At 60.3% G+C, this 15139-nt stretch carries 9 protein-coding genes and 1 tRNA gene; 7 read left to right on the top strand and 3 right to left on the bottom strand.

Annotation, left to right across the window (positions count from 1 at the left end; translation table 11 throughout):
* Positions 1–3 precede the first annotated feature (3 nt).
* On the top strand, positions 4–912 hold the full coding sequence (locus O9X91_RS01015) for an ABC transporter permease subunit (protein WP_077983366.1): 909 nt from the start codon (positions 4–6) through the stop codon (positions 910–912).
* Between the two features lie 4 nt (positions 913–916).
* Complete coding sequence (locus tag O9X91_RS01010; RefSeq protein WP_137409791.1) at positions 917–1729, top strand: ABC transporter permease; 813 nt, start codon at positions 917–919, stop codon at positions 1727–1729.
* 310 nt (positions 1730–2039) lie between these two features.
* Here O9X91_RS01010 and O9X91_RS01005 read toward each other — a convergent pair whose 3' ends face one another.
* Together O9X91_RS01005 and O9X91_RS01000 are read right to left on the bottom strand one after the other, a co-directional pair.
* The gene (locus O9X91_RS01005; RefSeq protein WP_162520466.1) at positions 2040–3704 is read right to left on the bottom strand and encodes an ABC transporter permease; all 1665 of its coding nucleotides are present in this window, start codon (positions 3702–3704) and stop codon (positions 2040–2042) included.
* A gap of 78 nt (positions 3705–3782) precedes the next feature.
* Positions 3783–7556 (bottom strand): ATP-binding protein, encoded by a 3774-nt coding sequence (locus O9X91_RS01000; protein ID WP_142912781.1) that lies wholly within the window; start codon positions 7554–7556, stop codon positions 3783–3785.
* 315 nt (positions 7557–7871) lie between these two features.
* On the opposite strand from O9X91_RS01000, the gene O9X91_RS00995 reads away from it, so the two are divergent.
* The 3 genes from O9X91_RS00995 (at position 7872) to O9X91_RS00985 (ending at position 10576) form a co-directional block, all read left to right on the top strand.
* Positions 7872–7948, top strand: a tRNA-His gene (locus O9X91_RS00995).
* A gap of 277 nt (positions 7949–8225) precedes the next feature.
* The gene (locus O9X91_RS00990; RefSeq protein ID WP_162520467.1) at positions 8226–9839 is read left to right on the top strand and encodes a Ppx/GppA phosphatase family protein; all 1614 of its coding nucleotides are present in this window, start codon (positions 8226–8228) and stop codon (positions 9837–9839) included.
* A complete protein-coding gene (locus tag O9X91_RS00985) occupies positions 9836–10576 on the top strand; it encodes an RlmE family RNA methyltransferase (RefSeq protein ID WP_077983363.1) in 741 nt (246 codons plus the stop codon). Before O9X91_RS00990 ends, O9X91_RS00985 begins: the two co-directional genes overlap by 4 nt.
* Positions 10577–10683: 107 nt before the next feature.
* On the opposite strand, the gene O9X91_RS00980 is transcribed toward O9X91_RS00985, so the two are convergent.
* Positions 10684–12081 (bottom strand): MDR family MFS transporter, encoded by a 1398-nt coding sequence (locus O9X91_RS00980; RefSeq protein WP_142912783.1) that lies wholly within the window; start codon positions 12079–12081, stop codon positions 10684–10686.
* A gap of 210 nt (positions 12082–12291) precedes the next feature.
* Here O9X91_RS00980 and O9X91_RS00975 point away from each other — a divergent pair, with 210 nt between their 5' ends.
* Together O9X91_RS00975 and guaB are read left to right on the top strand one after the other, a co-directional pair.
* Complete coding sequence (locus tag O9X91_RS00975; RefSeq protein WP_162520468.1) at positions 12292–13293, top strand: MBL fold metallo-hydrolase; 1002 nt, start codon at positions 12292–12294, stop codon at positions 13291–13293.
* A 284-nt stretch (positions 13294–13577) separates the two neighbouring features.
* The gene (guaB, locus tag O9X91_RS00970) at positions 13578–15083 is read left to right on the top strand and encodes an IMP dehydrogenase (RefSeq protein ID WP_020812622.1); all 1506 of its coding nucleotides are present in this window, start codon (positions 13578–13580) and stop codon (positions 15081–15083) included.
* The last annotated feature ends 56 nt before the right edge of the window (positions 15084–15139 follow it).

Raw genomic sequence — 15139 nt, 5'->3', positions numbered from 1 at the left:
TCGATGGCGATCACCACTCCTGAAAACCGGCAAAGCCTCTGGCGCTGGCTGGTCGTCGCGGTTCCCTATGTCTGGCTGCTGCTGTTTTTCGCAGCGCCCTTTTTCATCATTTTCAAAATATCGCTGTCGGATACGGCAATCTCCATGCCGCCCTATACGCCGGTCTTCGAAGGGTTTTCGAAGCTCGGCGCGTTTTTCTCGCAGTTGGATTTCGAAAACTACCTGTTTCTGACGGAAGACCCGCTCTATATCGACGCTTATCTTTCGTCGTTGCGCATCGCACTCATCTCCACCTTCCTGTTGTTGCTGATCGGTTATCCCATGGCGCTTGCCATGGCGCGTTCGCCATCATCCGTCCGCCCGACGCTGGTAATGCTGGTTATCCTGCCGTTCTGGACCTCGTTCCTGATCCGCGTTTACGCCTGGATCGGTATTCTGAAGCCCGAAGGTCTACTGACGGTGCTGTTTCAGTGGCTCGGGTTTCTGGGGCCGGACCAGCAGGTCAACATCTTCCGCACCGAGACGGCGATCTTCATCGGCATCGTTTATTCCTATCTGCCCTTCATGGTGCTGCCGCTCTATTCGGCGCTGGAAAAGCTCGACAATACACTGCTGGAAGCGGCGGCCGATCTCGGTTGCCCGCCATGGAAAGCTTTCTGGAAGATTACCTTCCCGCTGTCGCTGCCGGGCGTCGTGGCCGGATCGATGATCTGCTTCATTCCGATAACAGGGGAATTCGTCATCCCCGATCTGCTTGGCGGCGCCCAGACGCTGATGATCGGCAAGACGTTGTGGACGGAATTCTTCGGCAACCGCGACTGGCCCTTGGCATCCGCCGTCGCCGTGCTGCTTCTCATCTTGCTGGTGGTGCCCATCGCCATCTTCCAGAACCAGCAGAAGAAGGCGGGGTGAGGCCATGAAGCGTGGAAAATTCGACACTACCGTCCTCACCCTCGGTTTTGCCTTTCTTTATATCCCGATCATCATCCTGATCGTTTATTCCTTCAACGCCTCGAAGCTCGTCACCGTCTGGGGCGGCTTTTCGCTGCAATGGTATCGCTCCATGTGGTCGAACCAGGGGCTGATGGATGCGGCCTGGGTGACGTTGCGCGTCGGTATCCTCAGCGCCACCATCGGCACAATTCTCGGAACGCTTGCGGCGCTGTCGTTGACGCGGTTCGCGCGGTTTCCGGGCCGGGTGCTGTTTTCCGGCATGATCTATGCGCCGCTCGTCATGCCAGAAGTGATCACCGGCCTGTCGCTCCTGTTGCTCTTCGTGGCCGTCGGAGTGGATCGCGGTTTCTGGACGGTGGTTATAGCCCATACGACTTTCACCATGTGTTACGTGGCGATTGTCGTGCAGTCGCGGCTCCTGACCTTCGATCGCAGTCTTGAGGAAGCAGCGCTCGATCTTGGCTGCCCACCGGTCAAGACCTTCTTCCGCATCACCCTGCCGCTCATTTTTCCCGCCGTCATCGCCGGCTGGATGCTGGCCTTCACGCTGTCGCTGGACGATCTGGTGATCGCCAGCTTCGCCACCGGCCCCGGCGCAACCACGCTGCCGATCAAGATCTATTCGCAGGTTCGCCTCGGCGTAACGCCGGAAATCAACGCCATCTGCACGATCCTGATCGGGCTCGTCACCATCGGCGTGATTGTCGCCTCCATCGCTTCCAAACGCACGGAATTGCAGCGGATGCGGGATGAACATGCGGCGGCACGGAACTGATCGAATATCCTGCGTCAATTTTTACGCGTTACTGTTGAAATCGCGAGAAAAGTAGAAGCTGTTAATTTAGTTTCGGCGTTTTACGGTCTCAGAATAGGAATTTTCGTGGGTAATTGATCGATTTTGGTTTTAACCGCTTGTTAATAGGAGTTGGCGGAAAGTAAACCCAACGCAGGGCCGTCAAATTTTTGATAGCCGGGACTGATAATTTCCATATGGCGAGATTGTCCCCCTTTCTCTCGTTGAAAAGCACAACTCATTCAGGCGGCCGCAAGGCCGCCTTTCTTTTTGCCGCAAAGGCTCGCGCCACTCAGCGATTTTCGGGATGATCCATGGATTTCGAGACGAGAAGCACGGGAATAAGTCCGGCAATGATGATGATGATCGCTGGCACGGCCGCATCCTGCACCCTTGCGCGCGACGCATCCTCATAAACCAGCGTGGCCAGCGTGTTGAAGCCGAAAGGCCGGAGCAGGATGGTGGCCGGCAGTTCCTTCATGGATTCGATCAGGACGAGCAGAAAAGCCGTCAGCGCTGCGGGCCGCATGTTGGGCAACAGCACCTTGAACAGCGTCTGTGTCCGGTTGCGCCCAAGCGTCCGCGAGGCCATGTCGATATGCGGCGAAAGCTTCTGGAAACCGGCATCGAGCGTGCCTTCCGCCATGGTCATGAAGCGCACGGCATGGGCGTAGATGATGGCGAAGGCGGTGCCGGAGAGCAGCAGCCCGGTGGAAAAGCCGAAATGTGCGCGTATGAAGCTGTCGACGCCATTGTCGAGGCTGGCCAGCGGAATGAGGACGCCGATGGCAAGCACGGTTCCCGGCGCGCCATATCCCATGGAGCCGAGGCGCGCCGCCACTTTTGAGAGGCGCGAGCGCTCGGTGCGGATGGCATAGGAAAACACGAAAGCGGCAATCAGGGTCACGAAGGCGGCAGAAAGCGAGACTTCGAGACTGTGTCCGAGTGCTTTCAGAAGCTTCGGCGCAAACAGCGCATCGAGCCTTCTGGTGGCGTAACCGCCCAGCACGATGACGGGAATCAAAAAGCCGCTCGCCACGGGAACGAAGCATAGAAGGCTCGCGCCCCAGCGCCGCCAGCCGGCAAGCACCTTCAGCCGGTGGCGCTGCGCCATGCTTGTCGCTTTCGGCGCGCCGAAACGCTGCTTTTCCCGCGCATTGCGCTCGATGACGATCAGCGCACCGACGATGACGAGGATGACGGCGGCGATCTGCGTCGCATTGGCGAGGTTGCCGCGATTGAGCCAGGTTTCGTAGATGGTGAAAGTCAGCGTCTGAACGCCGAGATATTCAACCGCGCCGATATCGTTCAGCGTTTCCATCAGGACCAGAGACAGCCCGATGGCGATGGCCGGCCGGGCCATCGGCAATTGCACGGAGAAGAACACGTTCAGCGGTTTTGCGCCAAGCGTGCGGGCCGCTTCGGCCGCAAACCGTCCCTGCATGGAAAAGGCGGCGCGGGCCGAGAGATAAACGTAAGGATAGAGGACCGAGCTCAGTACGATCACGGCGCCGCCAAGCGATCGTATGTCCGGAAACCAGTAATCGCGGATGCTGTGATACCCGAAAGCGGCGCGCAACGCGCTCTGCACCGGGCCGGTAAAGTCGAGAAACTCGCCAAACGCATAGGCGGCGAGATAGGAAGGGATGGCGAGCGGCAGGACGAGCGCCGCGGACAATAACCGCCGCAGTGGAAATTCGAAGGTGGTGACAAGCCAGGCGCAGACGATGCCGAAGAAAGCCGTCGTCGCGGCCGTCAGCCCCAGCAACATGAAGGTGCGAAACCCGGCGCGCGGCAGGACATTGACGAGAAGATGCTGCCATCCCTCCGTGGTGCCCGTCAGCGCCAGCCAGAAGATCGCCAGAATGGGCATGGCGGCAATGGCCGCGACGATGACCGCCGTGATGGGCAACACCGAGAAGCGTCTTGTTGCCGGAAGGGAAACCGTCATGGACATGCCAGTCTACTGTCGTGCAAAGGCCTCAACCGGCGACCATGGTGCCGGCGGCTCTCGCATTGCTACGCCCGCATGGCCTCAGTTGGCAAGAACCCGCTGCGACGGAAAGGTAATTTCCACCAGCGTGCCTTCATTCGGCGTGGAGGTGATGGAGAAATTCGCCCGGTTGGCGTCCACCATGGCTTTGGTCAGCGGCAGGCCGAGTCCGGTGCCGTCACCGCGTACACGCTTGCCGGACGAAGCCACTTGCCGGAACGGCTTCATCGCCTGTTCCAGTTCCGCCCGGGTCATGCCGATGCCGGTGTCGCGAATGCGCAGCGACACGCTGCCATTGGCCTCATAGGCGGTGGACACCACGATCTGGCCGCCGGAAGGCGTGAAGCGGATGGCGTTGGACAGGATGTTCAGCACGATCTGCTTGATCGAACGCAGGTCGGCGACGATTTGCGGCACGGATTGCGCAAGCGCGGTGCGGATGATGACGCGCTGGTTATTGGCCTGCGGCTGCACCAGCGAGACCGCCTCGGCCACCGTTTCATTAAGCGGCACTGCAATGAAATCCACATCCATCTGCCCGGCCTCGATCTTGGAGATATCGAGCAGATCGTTGACGATGTCGAGCACATGCCGGCCCGAACGGCCGATATCATTGGCATATTCCACATAACGCGGATTGCCGATCGGCCCGAAACGCTCGGTCGCCATCATGTCGGAGAAACCGATGATGGCGTTGAGCGGCGTGCGGATTTCATGGCTGACGCGCGCCAGGAAATCAGTCTTGTGGGCATTGGCGGTTTCCGCAGCCCGCTTGGCGTTGCGCAGTTCTTCTTCCGTGCGCTTCCACTGCGTGATATCGCGGATAACCACGCAATAGCCATGCGAGGATTTTAGCCGGCCGATGGTCATGAACAGCGGCAGGAAGCCGCCGGAGGCTTCGCGGCCGATCACTTCGCGGCCGTCGTTCAGCACGCTGGCGACACCGTTATTGGCAAGGCCGGAGAGATAATCCAGCACGGCGCGCTGGCTCTCATGGGCAAAGAGGGTGACGAAAGGCTTGCCGGCGATTTCAGCATTGTCATAGTTGAACAGCGCGCTGGCGGAACGGTTGAGCGAGCGGATTTCGCCTTCGTCTCCCAGAAGCACAACCCCGTCGGTGGCTGTTTCCAGAATGGAATGCAGCTCCTCCACTTCCCCCTGCAACAGGGAGAGGCTGCCTGCTTCCGCACCTTCGGCGTCGCCAGTGGCAATATTTTCGTTGGCTGCTGCAACCGGCGCCTGCTTTTCCTCAAGCGGCACCAAAGACAGCATCAGCGCCTTGGTCTCTTCCCAGCGGATAGACTGCAACCGCGCCTTGACGGGAATGATGTCGTTTTCGGCGCTCACGACCACCATGCCGCCTTCATTGTCCGGCATTTCTTCCAGCTCCTGCCGCTGCAGCAGCGCTTCCAGACCCCCCACCTCTTCGAGTTCGTCGAGAGAACCATAGCCTGTCAAGCGCAGGAAATCCGGATTGGCGTGGATCAGCCTGTCGCCGGCATGCACCAGAAGCGCCACGGGCATCTGGTCCAGCGTCTCGGCCGTCAAGGCATTCGCGGGGCGAACGGACGGGCTGACCATGGCGGCGGCAATATCGGCAGCCGGCCGCTCGTCAGCCGCAGGTTCCTGCTTTTCGTCGGAACCGCTTTCATCCGCGGGTGCAAGAATGGCCGCAGGCTGCTCGCCACGAACATAATCGGCGAAAAGATCGTCTTCCTCCGCGGGCTCGGTTTTATTGCCGTCATTTTCCGTTTCGGAGGGTGCGCTTTCCGAAGCATCCGCATCGATATTCCGCTGGATATCCTGCATGATCGGCTCAGCGGAAATGGCCTCCTCATCCGTTTCCCGGTCTTTTTCGCAAGCAGCATCGGCCGGCGCAAGGGCTCTGCCGATTTCGCGGAAGGCGGCCTGCTCGCCTGCGGTCAGCCCCTCGCGGGAGCGCGAGCGGCGCTCCTCCAGATGGACGACCTTGTCGGAATAGTCCGGTTCCAGAGCGGGCGCCGCAACCGGCGCTTCGAATTCCGGCGGGGTATAATCATGGTGCTGTTCTTCTGCCGAAACCACGTCCGATGCACCATCCGCCGCATCGGCTTGCGTTACCGGGGCCTCATCATCAGCGGTGGAACTTGCGTCTTGCGCCGCGTCGTCATCCTCATCGATAAAGGCCAGCAATTCGTGGCTTTCATCCTCGATGGCGTGCTGCGGCAGGGCTTCCGCCGGATCTGCCTCTTCGCCGTTGAGGAAGGTCAGGCCGGTGGCATGCGGGTCTTCGGCGGCGTCGGCAAGCCGCACGATGCCGAAACCGCGGAAACCGTCGAATTCGCGGGAGCGCGTATAGGTGGGCAGGGCGGCAAGATCGATCGGCACCATCAGCGATGTGCCTTCCACCGGCCAGTAGATCGTCTTGCCCGACCATGTGTCGCGTCGGCCGAGAAGCTCGCGGATCTTGCCGTCCGGATCGAGATTGAACAGGGCCGCGACATCGGCAAAGCCCATGCCTTCAACGGCAGCCGCCTTGGCGCCCACCGCCTCCGCGAATTCATGCGAGATCGAACTGAAGCGTCCTTCCGCATCGATTTTCCAGACGAAACGGGAAGCGCGCGCACCGGCATTGAAAACAAAAGGCTGCGCTTCTGCGCCAGCGCCGACATCCGTCTCTTCGGTCTCCGTCTCCGCCGCTACCTCCTCATCCGCCGCAGGAGCAGCTTCTGAGGGCGCGGTTTCGACGATTTCATCGTAAGCAACTGCGTTTTCTTCGGCCCGGGCTTCTTCGGCAGGGGCATCGGCGATTGCCCGCTCGGTTAAGGGCGCTTCTGCTTCATCCTCATCGAGTTCGAAAAGATCGGCGATGTCGTCCGTCATCGCCACATTCGCAGCGGTGTCGGCGTCCTGTGCGGAAAGCGCCGCCGGGGTTTCCGTTTCGTCTTCCGGCAGGGACAGGACGCTGTCGTCATCCTGCTGCGCTGGCGCTTCTTCTTCGGGATCGGCCGGCAGTTCCTGTACCTCTTCCACATCCTCAATGCCGGCAACAGCGTCGAGCACGGAATCGAAGGAGGTTGCAGCGGCAACAGTCTTGGTCTCCGCAACCGGCAGGGCTGGCGCTTCCTGCGGCCTGTCTTCGAAAAAACCATTGACGGGATCGAGTGTGCCCAGCGCGGTTTCGACCACGAACATCAGGTTCAGTTCGGGCGATGTCGCGATCTGGCCGGTGGCCGCGGGCAGATAACCCTTGCCGGTCGGCACTGGCCGCTTGACGAGATGGCCGGGCTGTCCGGCCGCCATCTTCACCAGCGTCCGCGCTGTGTGGGGCGTAATACCGAGAGAAGAAAAGCCGGGGGAAGCAGCGACAATCTCGTTCTCGCCGTTCAGAACCGCCATATGGATATCGGGGTCGTCGAACCCTTCGATCATGCGCCGGGCGCATTCCGCCGTGTCGGGTGCGGCCTGATCGGTGAGGGCGGAAAACAGGATGGCGGGCTGGCCGGGTTCGGCCTCGATGACTTCCGCGCGCGCGGTAACGGCAAGGCTGCGGAAACCCGAGGTGATGCGAATGGTAAACGGCAGGCTGTCGCCCGCTTTGGAAAGCCGCGCCGCCGCGGCCGCCAGTTGCCGGAAGGTCACGTCCTGCGGTTTCGGGCCCTGTTCCAGAAAATCATAGACCATCGGCGTGCCAAACAGCGCCGCACCCCGGCCATTGGCCCAAAGGGCGTTTTTAAGGTCGAGCGAGAACAACGCCATGGCCTCGCCGCGCCCGAAACCGTCACGCACCCGTTCATGCACTGCGATATCGATAAAGGGATACTGGACGGCGGGCATGTCGAAACCTATTCTGGCACTACCGGACCTCGCGGGCTTTCGGCTTCCTCATGAAGCTCTAAACGTAAACCCGCCGAGGCATCACGTTAACAGAATTTTAAATAACTTCACAGGGCGATCCGGTCCACCATCCGCCGGATGAATCGCCAAATAGAGTTAACGTCAACAGGCCGCCGCGGCCTCTTAGTGACAATCCGGCCCATTGAAAAGAGCTTGCCTTTCTTCGCCTTTTTTCGCAAAATTCGAACAGGCACTTGCAAATGGGCAAAACACCTTTTATGTCACCCCCCGTGACGCCGCTTCGGCGTTTCATGTGCGGTTGTAGCTCAGTTGGTTAGAGCGCAGGTTTGTGGCACCTGAGGTCGGTGGTTCGACCCCACTCAACCGTACCATTCCCCTCTCCCAGTAAGTTTATATGTCACAAGGACTTACCGGGAGAGGGGAGTATTTTCTCCACATTGGTGACGTTTCATGACTTGTGGGTGTCCGCGCAAGGCCCGGCGACGAGCTGACCTGCCTTCCGATTTCGAAAGCATCCGGAAATCATAGCCGCGATCGTGACGATGCTCGCCCAGCCTTGGCGAGGCATCAGCCCTTCCCACAAGACGCCTGCCAAAAACCATTTGGCTAAAATCGCTTGCGCTGGTATTGTCGGCCCAACGAAACCTTATGAAAGCCAGCAGCATAGCGTCTACGCTTGTGCGCGGCGAAATGGACAAGACAGTGATCGACCCCGGAAACGGCCCAAAGCCGTCGGAACAAGGGGCGTCGGTGGCGAACAAAGGGAAAGCGAAGCGATCCCGTCGTGGCAAGAAACACAAGCGTGACGGTCAGCCCCGTGACGCTGCTGTGCTGTCGCATGATGTTGCCGCAGATGTTCCGGCCGGTTCCTCCTACGTATCGGCTCTTGAGCCGGATGCCGAGCCGCGCAAGAGAAAGCGTCGCAGGCGCTCTCGCGGCAAGGGTGCTTCTCAGCAGGCTGCCCCAGCTTCCACCGTGCAGGCGCAGGGTTCAGCTGCAACAGATGCTGCCAATCCATCCTCCGTGCCGCCGGGCGCAGGGCGAAAGTCGCGCCACCGCAAGCGTGGTCATCGCGATCCACAGGGTCGTCCGCTCGTTCCCACCCATGCGCCGAAACACGTTGGCAAGCAGAACGGCCGGGCAGGAGGGGTCGGGCAGGACCCGCATCGGCAATCCGAACTATCCGCCCGCCATGCCGGTCGCCAGCACGAGCATGGCCAGGAGCCGCCGGCGGATATGTATGCGGCGCTCGATCTCGGCACCAATAATTGCCGGCTTCTAATCGCGCAGCCGACGAGGCCCGGCCAGTTTCGGGTCGTCGACGCCTTTTCGCGCATCGTCCGGCTGGGCGAGGGGCTGGTGTCGAGCGGCCGGCTTTCCGACGACGCCATGGATCGAGCTGTCGAGGCGCTGAAAGTCTGCTCCGCGAAGCTTTCCGGTCGTCCGATCAGGCGCATGCGGCTCATTGCCACCGAGGCCTGCCGCGCTGCGTCGAATGGCGAGGAGTTTCTGGCGCGAGTTACGCGGGAGACGGGACTGAAGCTCGAAATCATCAGCCGCGAGACTGAAGCTCGCCTTGCGGTGTCCGGCTGCGCCTCGCTTGTCGGGCGCGAAGCGCGCTCTGTCGTGCTGTTCGATATTGGTGGCGGATCGTCGGAAATCGCCGTTATCAAGGTCGGGGAAAATCGCTCGAACCGGCTCGCCAATCACATCACCCACTGGACCTCGTTGCCGGTCGGTGTCGTCACGCTTTCGGAACGTCATGGCGGGCGCGATGTGACGCCGGATGTTTTCGCCGCCATGGTGGGGGAAGTCGAAGGGCTGCTCGACGCCTTCCACTGCCCGCCTCTCGCGCCGCAGACCCATCACGAGGATTTTCACCTGATCGGGACCTCGGGCACCGTGACGACGCTTGCCGGCGTCCATCTCGATCTGCCACGCTATGACCGCCGCAAGGTGGATGGCCTCTGGCTTTCCGATGCCGAGGTGACGGCCATGCAGGACAAGCTTCTGGCATGGGATTTCGCGGGCCGCGCTGCCAATGCCTGCATCGGGCCTGACAGGGCCGATCTGGTTCTGGCCGGCTGCGCCATCCTTGAGGCCATTCGCCGCCGCTGGCCGGCGCGGCGCATGCGCGTGGCGGATCGCGGCCTTCGCGAAGGCCTGCTGACGGATATGATGGCGGATGACGGCGCATGGCGGCGCAACCGGATAAGGCGCATGCAGATGGCACGGCAGGACAGGACGGAAGGTTTGACATGAGCAAGGCGCCGACAAGCAACAACCGCACCGGCCGCAAGATCGGCCAGAAGGTCAAGAAGACCAAGCTAAAGGCCTCGTCGCGCCGCTGGCTGGAACGTCATATCAATGACCCTTATGTGCAGCGCGCCAGGCTTGAGGGCTATCGCGCCCGCGCCGCCTTCAAGCTGTTGGAAATCAACGACAAGCATGAGATTCTGAAGGGCGCACGCCGCATCATCGATCTTGGCGCCGCACCCGGCAGCTGGTCGCAGATCGCCTCAAAGGTGACGGATTCGACAGAAGATGACATTCGCGTTGCGGCCATCGATTTCCTCGAGATCGATCCTATTCCCGGCGTGAAAATCCTGCAGCTGGACTTCCTCGATCCGAGCGCGCCGGAAAAGCTGATGGAGGCCGTCGGCGGTACGCCTGATCTGGTGCTGTCGGATATGGCCGCGCCCACCACCGGGCACCAGAAGACCGACCACATCCGCACCATGCATCTGTGCGAAGTCGCGGCCGATTTTGCCGTTCAGGTGCTGGCGGAGGGCGGGCACTTCCTTGCCAAGACCTTCCAGGGCGGCACGGAAAAGCAGCTGCTGGACATGCTCAAGAAGAACTTCAAGCAGGTCTTGCATATCAAACCGGCCTCGTCACGTTCGGAGTCGGTGGAAATGTTCCTGCTTGCCAAACACTTCAAGGGCCGCAAGAACGCGCCGCAGGTCGATATGGAGGCCGGAGAGGCTTCCGAAGACTAGCGCATCGGACAGAAAGCCATATTCGATTTTTGTCCGTAACGGTGCCCAGATTCAAAGAGTTAAAGCGTCCTTTGTACGCCCAAACGGGCGCACAAAGGACGCTTTAATCACTCCGCCGGTTGCGAGACCTTGCCGCGGTGGCCGGAGACGGCCGCCCCGGCATTGCCGTCCATGCGGATGATCGGCACTATGGCGAACAGCGATACCAGTGCGACGATAGTGAAAGCGATGTGGAAATCGGCGAGCTGCAGGTGCGTGCCGGACATCGTGCTGCTGACTTCCAGAATGGAGGCGGCGAAAGCCACGCCCACTGCCAGGCTGATCTGTTGCAGCACCGACGCCATCGAGGTCGCCTGGCTGGCCTGCCTGTCCTCGATATCGGAATAGCTGAGCGCATTCGACCCGGTGAAGAAGAAGGACCGGGCAAATCCTGCCGTCACCAGAAAGATCATGATCAGCGGATAAGGCGTTTCCGGGGTGAAGAAGCTGTTGGCAAGCGTCGTGCAGGCGCCGACGATGCCGGCACCGATCAGCGTCGAGCGAAATCCGGTTGCCGCAAACACTCGCTTGGCCATGAATTTCGTGGTGATCGCGCCGATTGCGCCGGCAAAGGTGATCATGCCCGACTGGAACGGGTTCAGCCCGAAACCGATCTGCAGCATCAGCGGCATCAGGAAGGGTATGGCGCCCGTGGAAATGCGGAAAACGGTGCCGCCGACGGAAGCCGCCCGGAAGGTCGCGTTCTGAAAGATGCGAAAATCCAGAATGGGGGCAGGGTGCCGTGCGGCGTGGCGCAGATAAAGAAAACCGCAGATGAAACCGATGATGGTCGAGGCGATGCCGATTGCCGGCGGCAGCGCGGGCAGGCTGACGACGGAGAGGCCGAACACCACGCCGGAGGCGGCTATGCCTGAAAGCACGAAGCCCTTACCGTCCATCGGCGGCGGATTTGTCGTTTCGATTTCCGGCAGGAAGATCGTCGACAGCCAGATGCCAATGATACCGATCGGCACGTTGATGAGGAAAATCCAGTGCCATGAAAAATAGGTGGTGATGAAACCGCCGATGGGCGGTCCGGTGAGCGGTCCGACGAGCCCGGGGATCGTCAGCAGCGCCATGGCGGAGACGAGTTCGCTGCGTTTGGTCGTGCGCAAAAGCACGAGACGTCCGACGGGCGTCATCATGGCCCCGCCCATGCCCTGCAAAAAACGCGAAAGTACGAATTCGAACACCGAGGACGACACCGCGCAGCAGATCGACCCCACCACAAAAACGCCGATGGCGAAACGGAAGATTTTCTTCGCGCCATATTTGTCGGCCATCCAGCCGCTGATGGGAATGAAGATCGCCAGCGCCACCATATAGGCCGTCAATGCGAGCTTGAGCGTGATCGGGCCGACATGAAGATCGGCGGCAATTGCCGGAAGCGAGGTGGCGATGACGGTGGAGTCCATCTGCTCCATAAAGAGAGCGACTGCCAGGATGAGTGGAATGATGCGGTTCATTGAGGCTGCCTGCGGCTTTCCGCTGCGACAAAGGATATCGCCGTTCCTCCTACGCCTGATAACCCGGCTTGCCAACACGTTAATTATCAATTTTTCAAGTTCCGATCAAACCTGCGTGAGGCCGGTTTTCTTGCAACTTTCTCGCTCTATTGTCAGTTGGGTGAGTTCAGTTGGCAATCACGGCCAGTTGGCGATATCGGGAGTAAGATAATGACCAAATCCTTCAGCATGAGCAGACGTGGCCTCATCGGTGCGGCGGGCGCAAGCGTTCTCGGTGCGCCAATTTTGATGGCGCGCAGCGCAAATGCCCAGACCAGCCAGCCGCAGACTTCCATGGAGATAGAACACGCGATGCCACCTGAAACCAACCGCTTCAAGCTCGGCAATTTCGAAGTGCTGGTGGTGAAGGATGGCGCACGCGCGGCCCCCAATCCCGGCGAGACCTTCGGCACGGATCAATCGCCCGAGACGGTTGGAAAATTGCTGGAAGACAATTTTCTGCCGAAAGAGCAATTCGTCAATTCCTTCTCGCCGGTCCTCGTCAATACCGGCACCGATCTCGTGCTGTTCGATACCGGCTTCGGAGAAGCCGGGCGCGGTGCGGGCAATGGCCGGTTGATCGAAGGCATGGCGGCCGCCGGTTATACGCCGGAAGATGTGACCGTGGTGGTGCTGACCCATATGCATGGCGATCATATTGGCGGGCTGATGGAGAAGGGCGTACCGGCTTTTTCCAAGGCCCGCTATGTGTTCGGCCAGGTGGAATATGATTTCTGGACAGACGACAAGCGCGTCGGCACGCCCGCGGAAGGCGGTCACAAGGGCGTTCTCACGAACGTCAAGCCGCTGGCGGACAAGGCGACCTTCATTGGCGACGGCGCCAGTGTCGTATCCGGGATTACCGGTGTGGCGGCCTTCGGTCATTCGCCGGGCCATATGATCTTCCGTGTCGAATCGGAAGGCAAACAACTCATCCTGACGGCGGATACGGCCAACCATTTCGTCCTTTCCCTTCAGAAGCCAGACTGGGAGGTGAAGTTCGACATGGACAAGGCGGCAGCCGCTGCGACCCGCAAGAAGGTCTATGACATGATCGCCACTGACCGCTTGCCTTTCCTTGGGTATCACATGCCTTTCCCGGCGGTGGGTTACGCGGAAAAGCTGGATACGGGCTATCGTTTCGTGCCGAAATCCTATCAGTTCGACATCTAATGCATGTCGCGCAAAAGTGTTCAGCGGTTTTGCGATAACGACATGCATAAAAACAAGCAGTTATAGCGCGTCGTGTGGGGCAAGGACCCACACGACGCGCTATAACGTCTGCTGCAATGCAGCAACAAAGAAAGCCCGGAAGGCAATTCCGGGTTTTTTCTATTCCCTTCCTGTCATGAACGTGTTACCAGCCCTCGCCAACTTCCAAGCAATCCTTGCAGGGCGCCGGGGTGAACTTTTCGTTCCGGAACGGCCACGCATTTTCAGTATGAAGGAATTTGGTCATGGCACGCATCATTCAAACACCCACTGGTTTGGACGCTCTCACATTTGACGATGTGTTGCTGCAACCCGGACATTCCGAGGTTATGCCGGGACAGACGAATATCGCCACCCGCATTGCCCGCGATATCGATCTGAACCTGCCTATCCTCTCTTCCGCCATGGATACGGTGACCGAAGGCCGTCTTGCCATCGCCATGGCCCAGGCCGGCGGCATCGGCGTCATCCACCGCAACCTGACCCCCATCGAACAGGCCGAAGAAGTCCGGCAGGTGAAGAAGTTCGAAAGCGGTATGGTCGTCAACCCGGTCACCATCGGCCCGGATGCGACGCTTGCAGAAGCACAGGCCTTGATGAAGGCGCACGGCATTTCCGGTATTCCGGTGGTTGAAAACGGCGGGTCCGGCGGCCACAAGAACGGTCGCCTCGTCGGCATTCTGACCAACCGCGACGTGCGCTTCGCCTCCGATCCGCAGCAGAAGATTTACGAACTGATGACCCGCGAAAATCTGGTCACGGTCAAGGAAAGCAGCGTCGATCAGCAGGAAGCGCGCCGCCTGCTGCACAAGCACCGCATCGAAAAGCTGCTGGTGGTGGATGGAAAAGGCAATTGCGTCGGCCTCATCACCGTCAAGGATATCGAGAAGTCGCAGTTGAACCCCAACGCCACCAAGGATGCGCAGGGCCGTCTTCGCGCCGCCGCCGCTATCAGCGTCGGCGCTGACGCCATCGAGCGCGCGGAGCGCCTCATCGATGCCGGCGTCGACCTTCTGGTCGTGGATACCGCGCATGGCCATTCGCAGCGCGTGCTCGATGCCGTTTCAGTGGTTAAGAAGATGTCGAACTCGGTTCGCATCATCGCCGGCAATGTCGCGACAGCCGACGGCACCAAGGCGCTGATCGATGCCGGCGCCGATGGCGTCAAGGTCGGTATCGGCCCCGGCTCCATCTGCACGACCCGCATCGTTGCTGGCGTCGGCGTTCCGCAGCTCGCGGCCATCATGTCGTCGGTCGAAGTCGCCAATGCGGCTGATATTCCTGTTATCGCCGATGGCGGCATCAAGTTCTCGGGCGATCTGGCCAAGGCGATCGCTGCTGGCGCTTCCGCCGTCATGATCGGCTCGCTGCTTGCCGGCACGGATGAAAGCCCGGGCGAAGTGTTCCTCTATCAGGGCCGTTCCTTCAAGGCCTACCGCGGCATGGGCTCCGTTGGCGCCATGGCGCGCGGCTCGGCTGACCGTTATTTCCAGGCGGAAGTGCGCGATACACTGAAGCTCGTGCCTGAAGGCATCGAAGGTCAGGTTCCCTACAAGGGCCCGGTTTCCGGCGTGCTGCACCAGCTGGCCGGTGGCCTGAAGGCCGCCATGGGTTATGTCGGCGGCAGCAACATCAAGGAATTCCAGGAACGCGCCACCTTCGTTCGCATCTCCAGCGCGGGCCTGCGCGAAAGCCACGCCCATGACGTGACGATCACCCGCGAAAGCCCGAACTACCCCGGCGCGGTTTGATCTTTCGAGGCGAATCCGTAAAAGGATACTGAGTATTTGGCGCTCCCCGATTCATG

It is taken from the genome of Agrobacterium salinitolerans, assembly GCF_027498475.1.
In the GTDB taxonomy this organism is placed as follows: domain Bacteria; phylum Pseudomonadota; class Alphaproteobacteria; order Rhizobiales; family Rhizobiaceae; genus Agrobacterium; species Agrobacterium salinitolerans.
Note: the sequence above shows the minus strand (reverse complement) of the source record. Positions and strands in the feature narration are given on the sequence as shown.

Excerpts from the sequence above, each read along its gene's own strand:
- O9X91_RS01010 (WP_137409791.1), top strand. The coding sequence starts at position 917 with ATGAAGCGTGGAAAATTCGACACTACCGTCCTCACCCTCGGTTTTGCC.
- O9X91_RS00990 (WP_162520467.1), top strand. The coding sequence starts at position 8,226 with ATGAAAGCCAGCAGCATAGCGTCTACGCTTGTGCGCGGCGAAATGGAC.
- O9X91_RS01005 (WP_162520466.1), bottom strand. The coding sequence starts at position 3,704 with ATGTCCATGACGGTTTCCCTTCCGGCAACAAGACGCTTCTCGGTGTTG.
- guaB (WP_020812622.1), top strand. The coding sequence starts at position 13,578 with ATGGCACGCATCATTCAAACACCCACTGGTTTGGACGCTCTCACATTT.
- O9X91_RS00980 (WP_142912783.1), bottom strand. The coding sequence starts at position 12,081 with ATGAACCGCATCATTCCACTCATCCTGGCAGTCGCTCTCTTTATGGAG.
- O9X91_RS01000 (WP_142912781.1), bottom strand. The coding sequence starts at position 7,556 with ATGCCCGCCGTCCAGTATCCCTTTATCGATATCGCAGTGCATGAACGG.
- O9X91_RS01015 (WP_077983366.1), top strand. The coding sequence starts at position 4 with ATGGCGATCACCACTCCTGAAAACCGGCAAAGCCTCTGGCGCTGGCTG.
- O9X91_RS00975 (WP_162520468.1), top strand. The coding sequence starts at position 12,292 with ATGACCAAATCCTTCAGCATGAGCAGACGTGGCCTCATCGGTGCGGCG.
- O9X91_RS00985 (WP_077983363.1), top strand. The coding sequence starts at position 9,836 with ATGAGCAAGGCGCCGACAAGCAACAACCGCACCGGCCGCAAGATCGGC.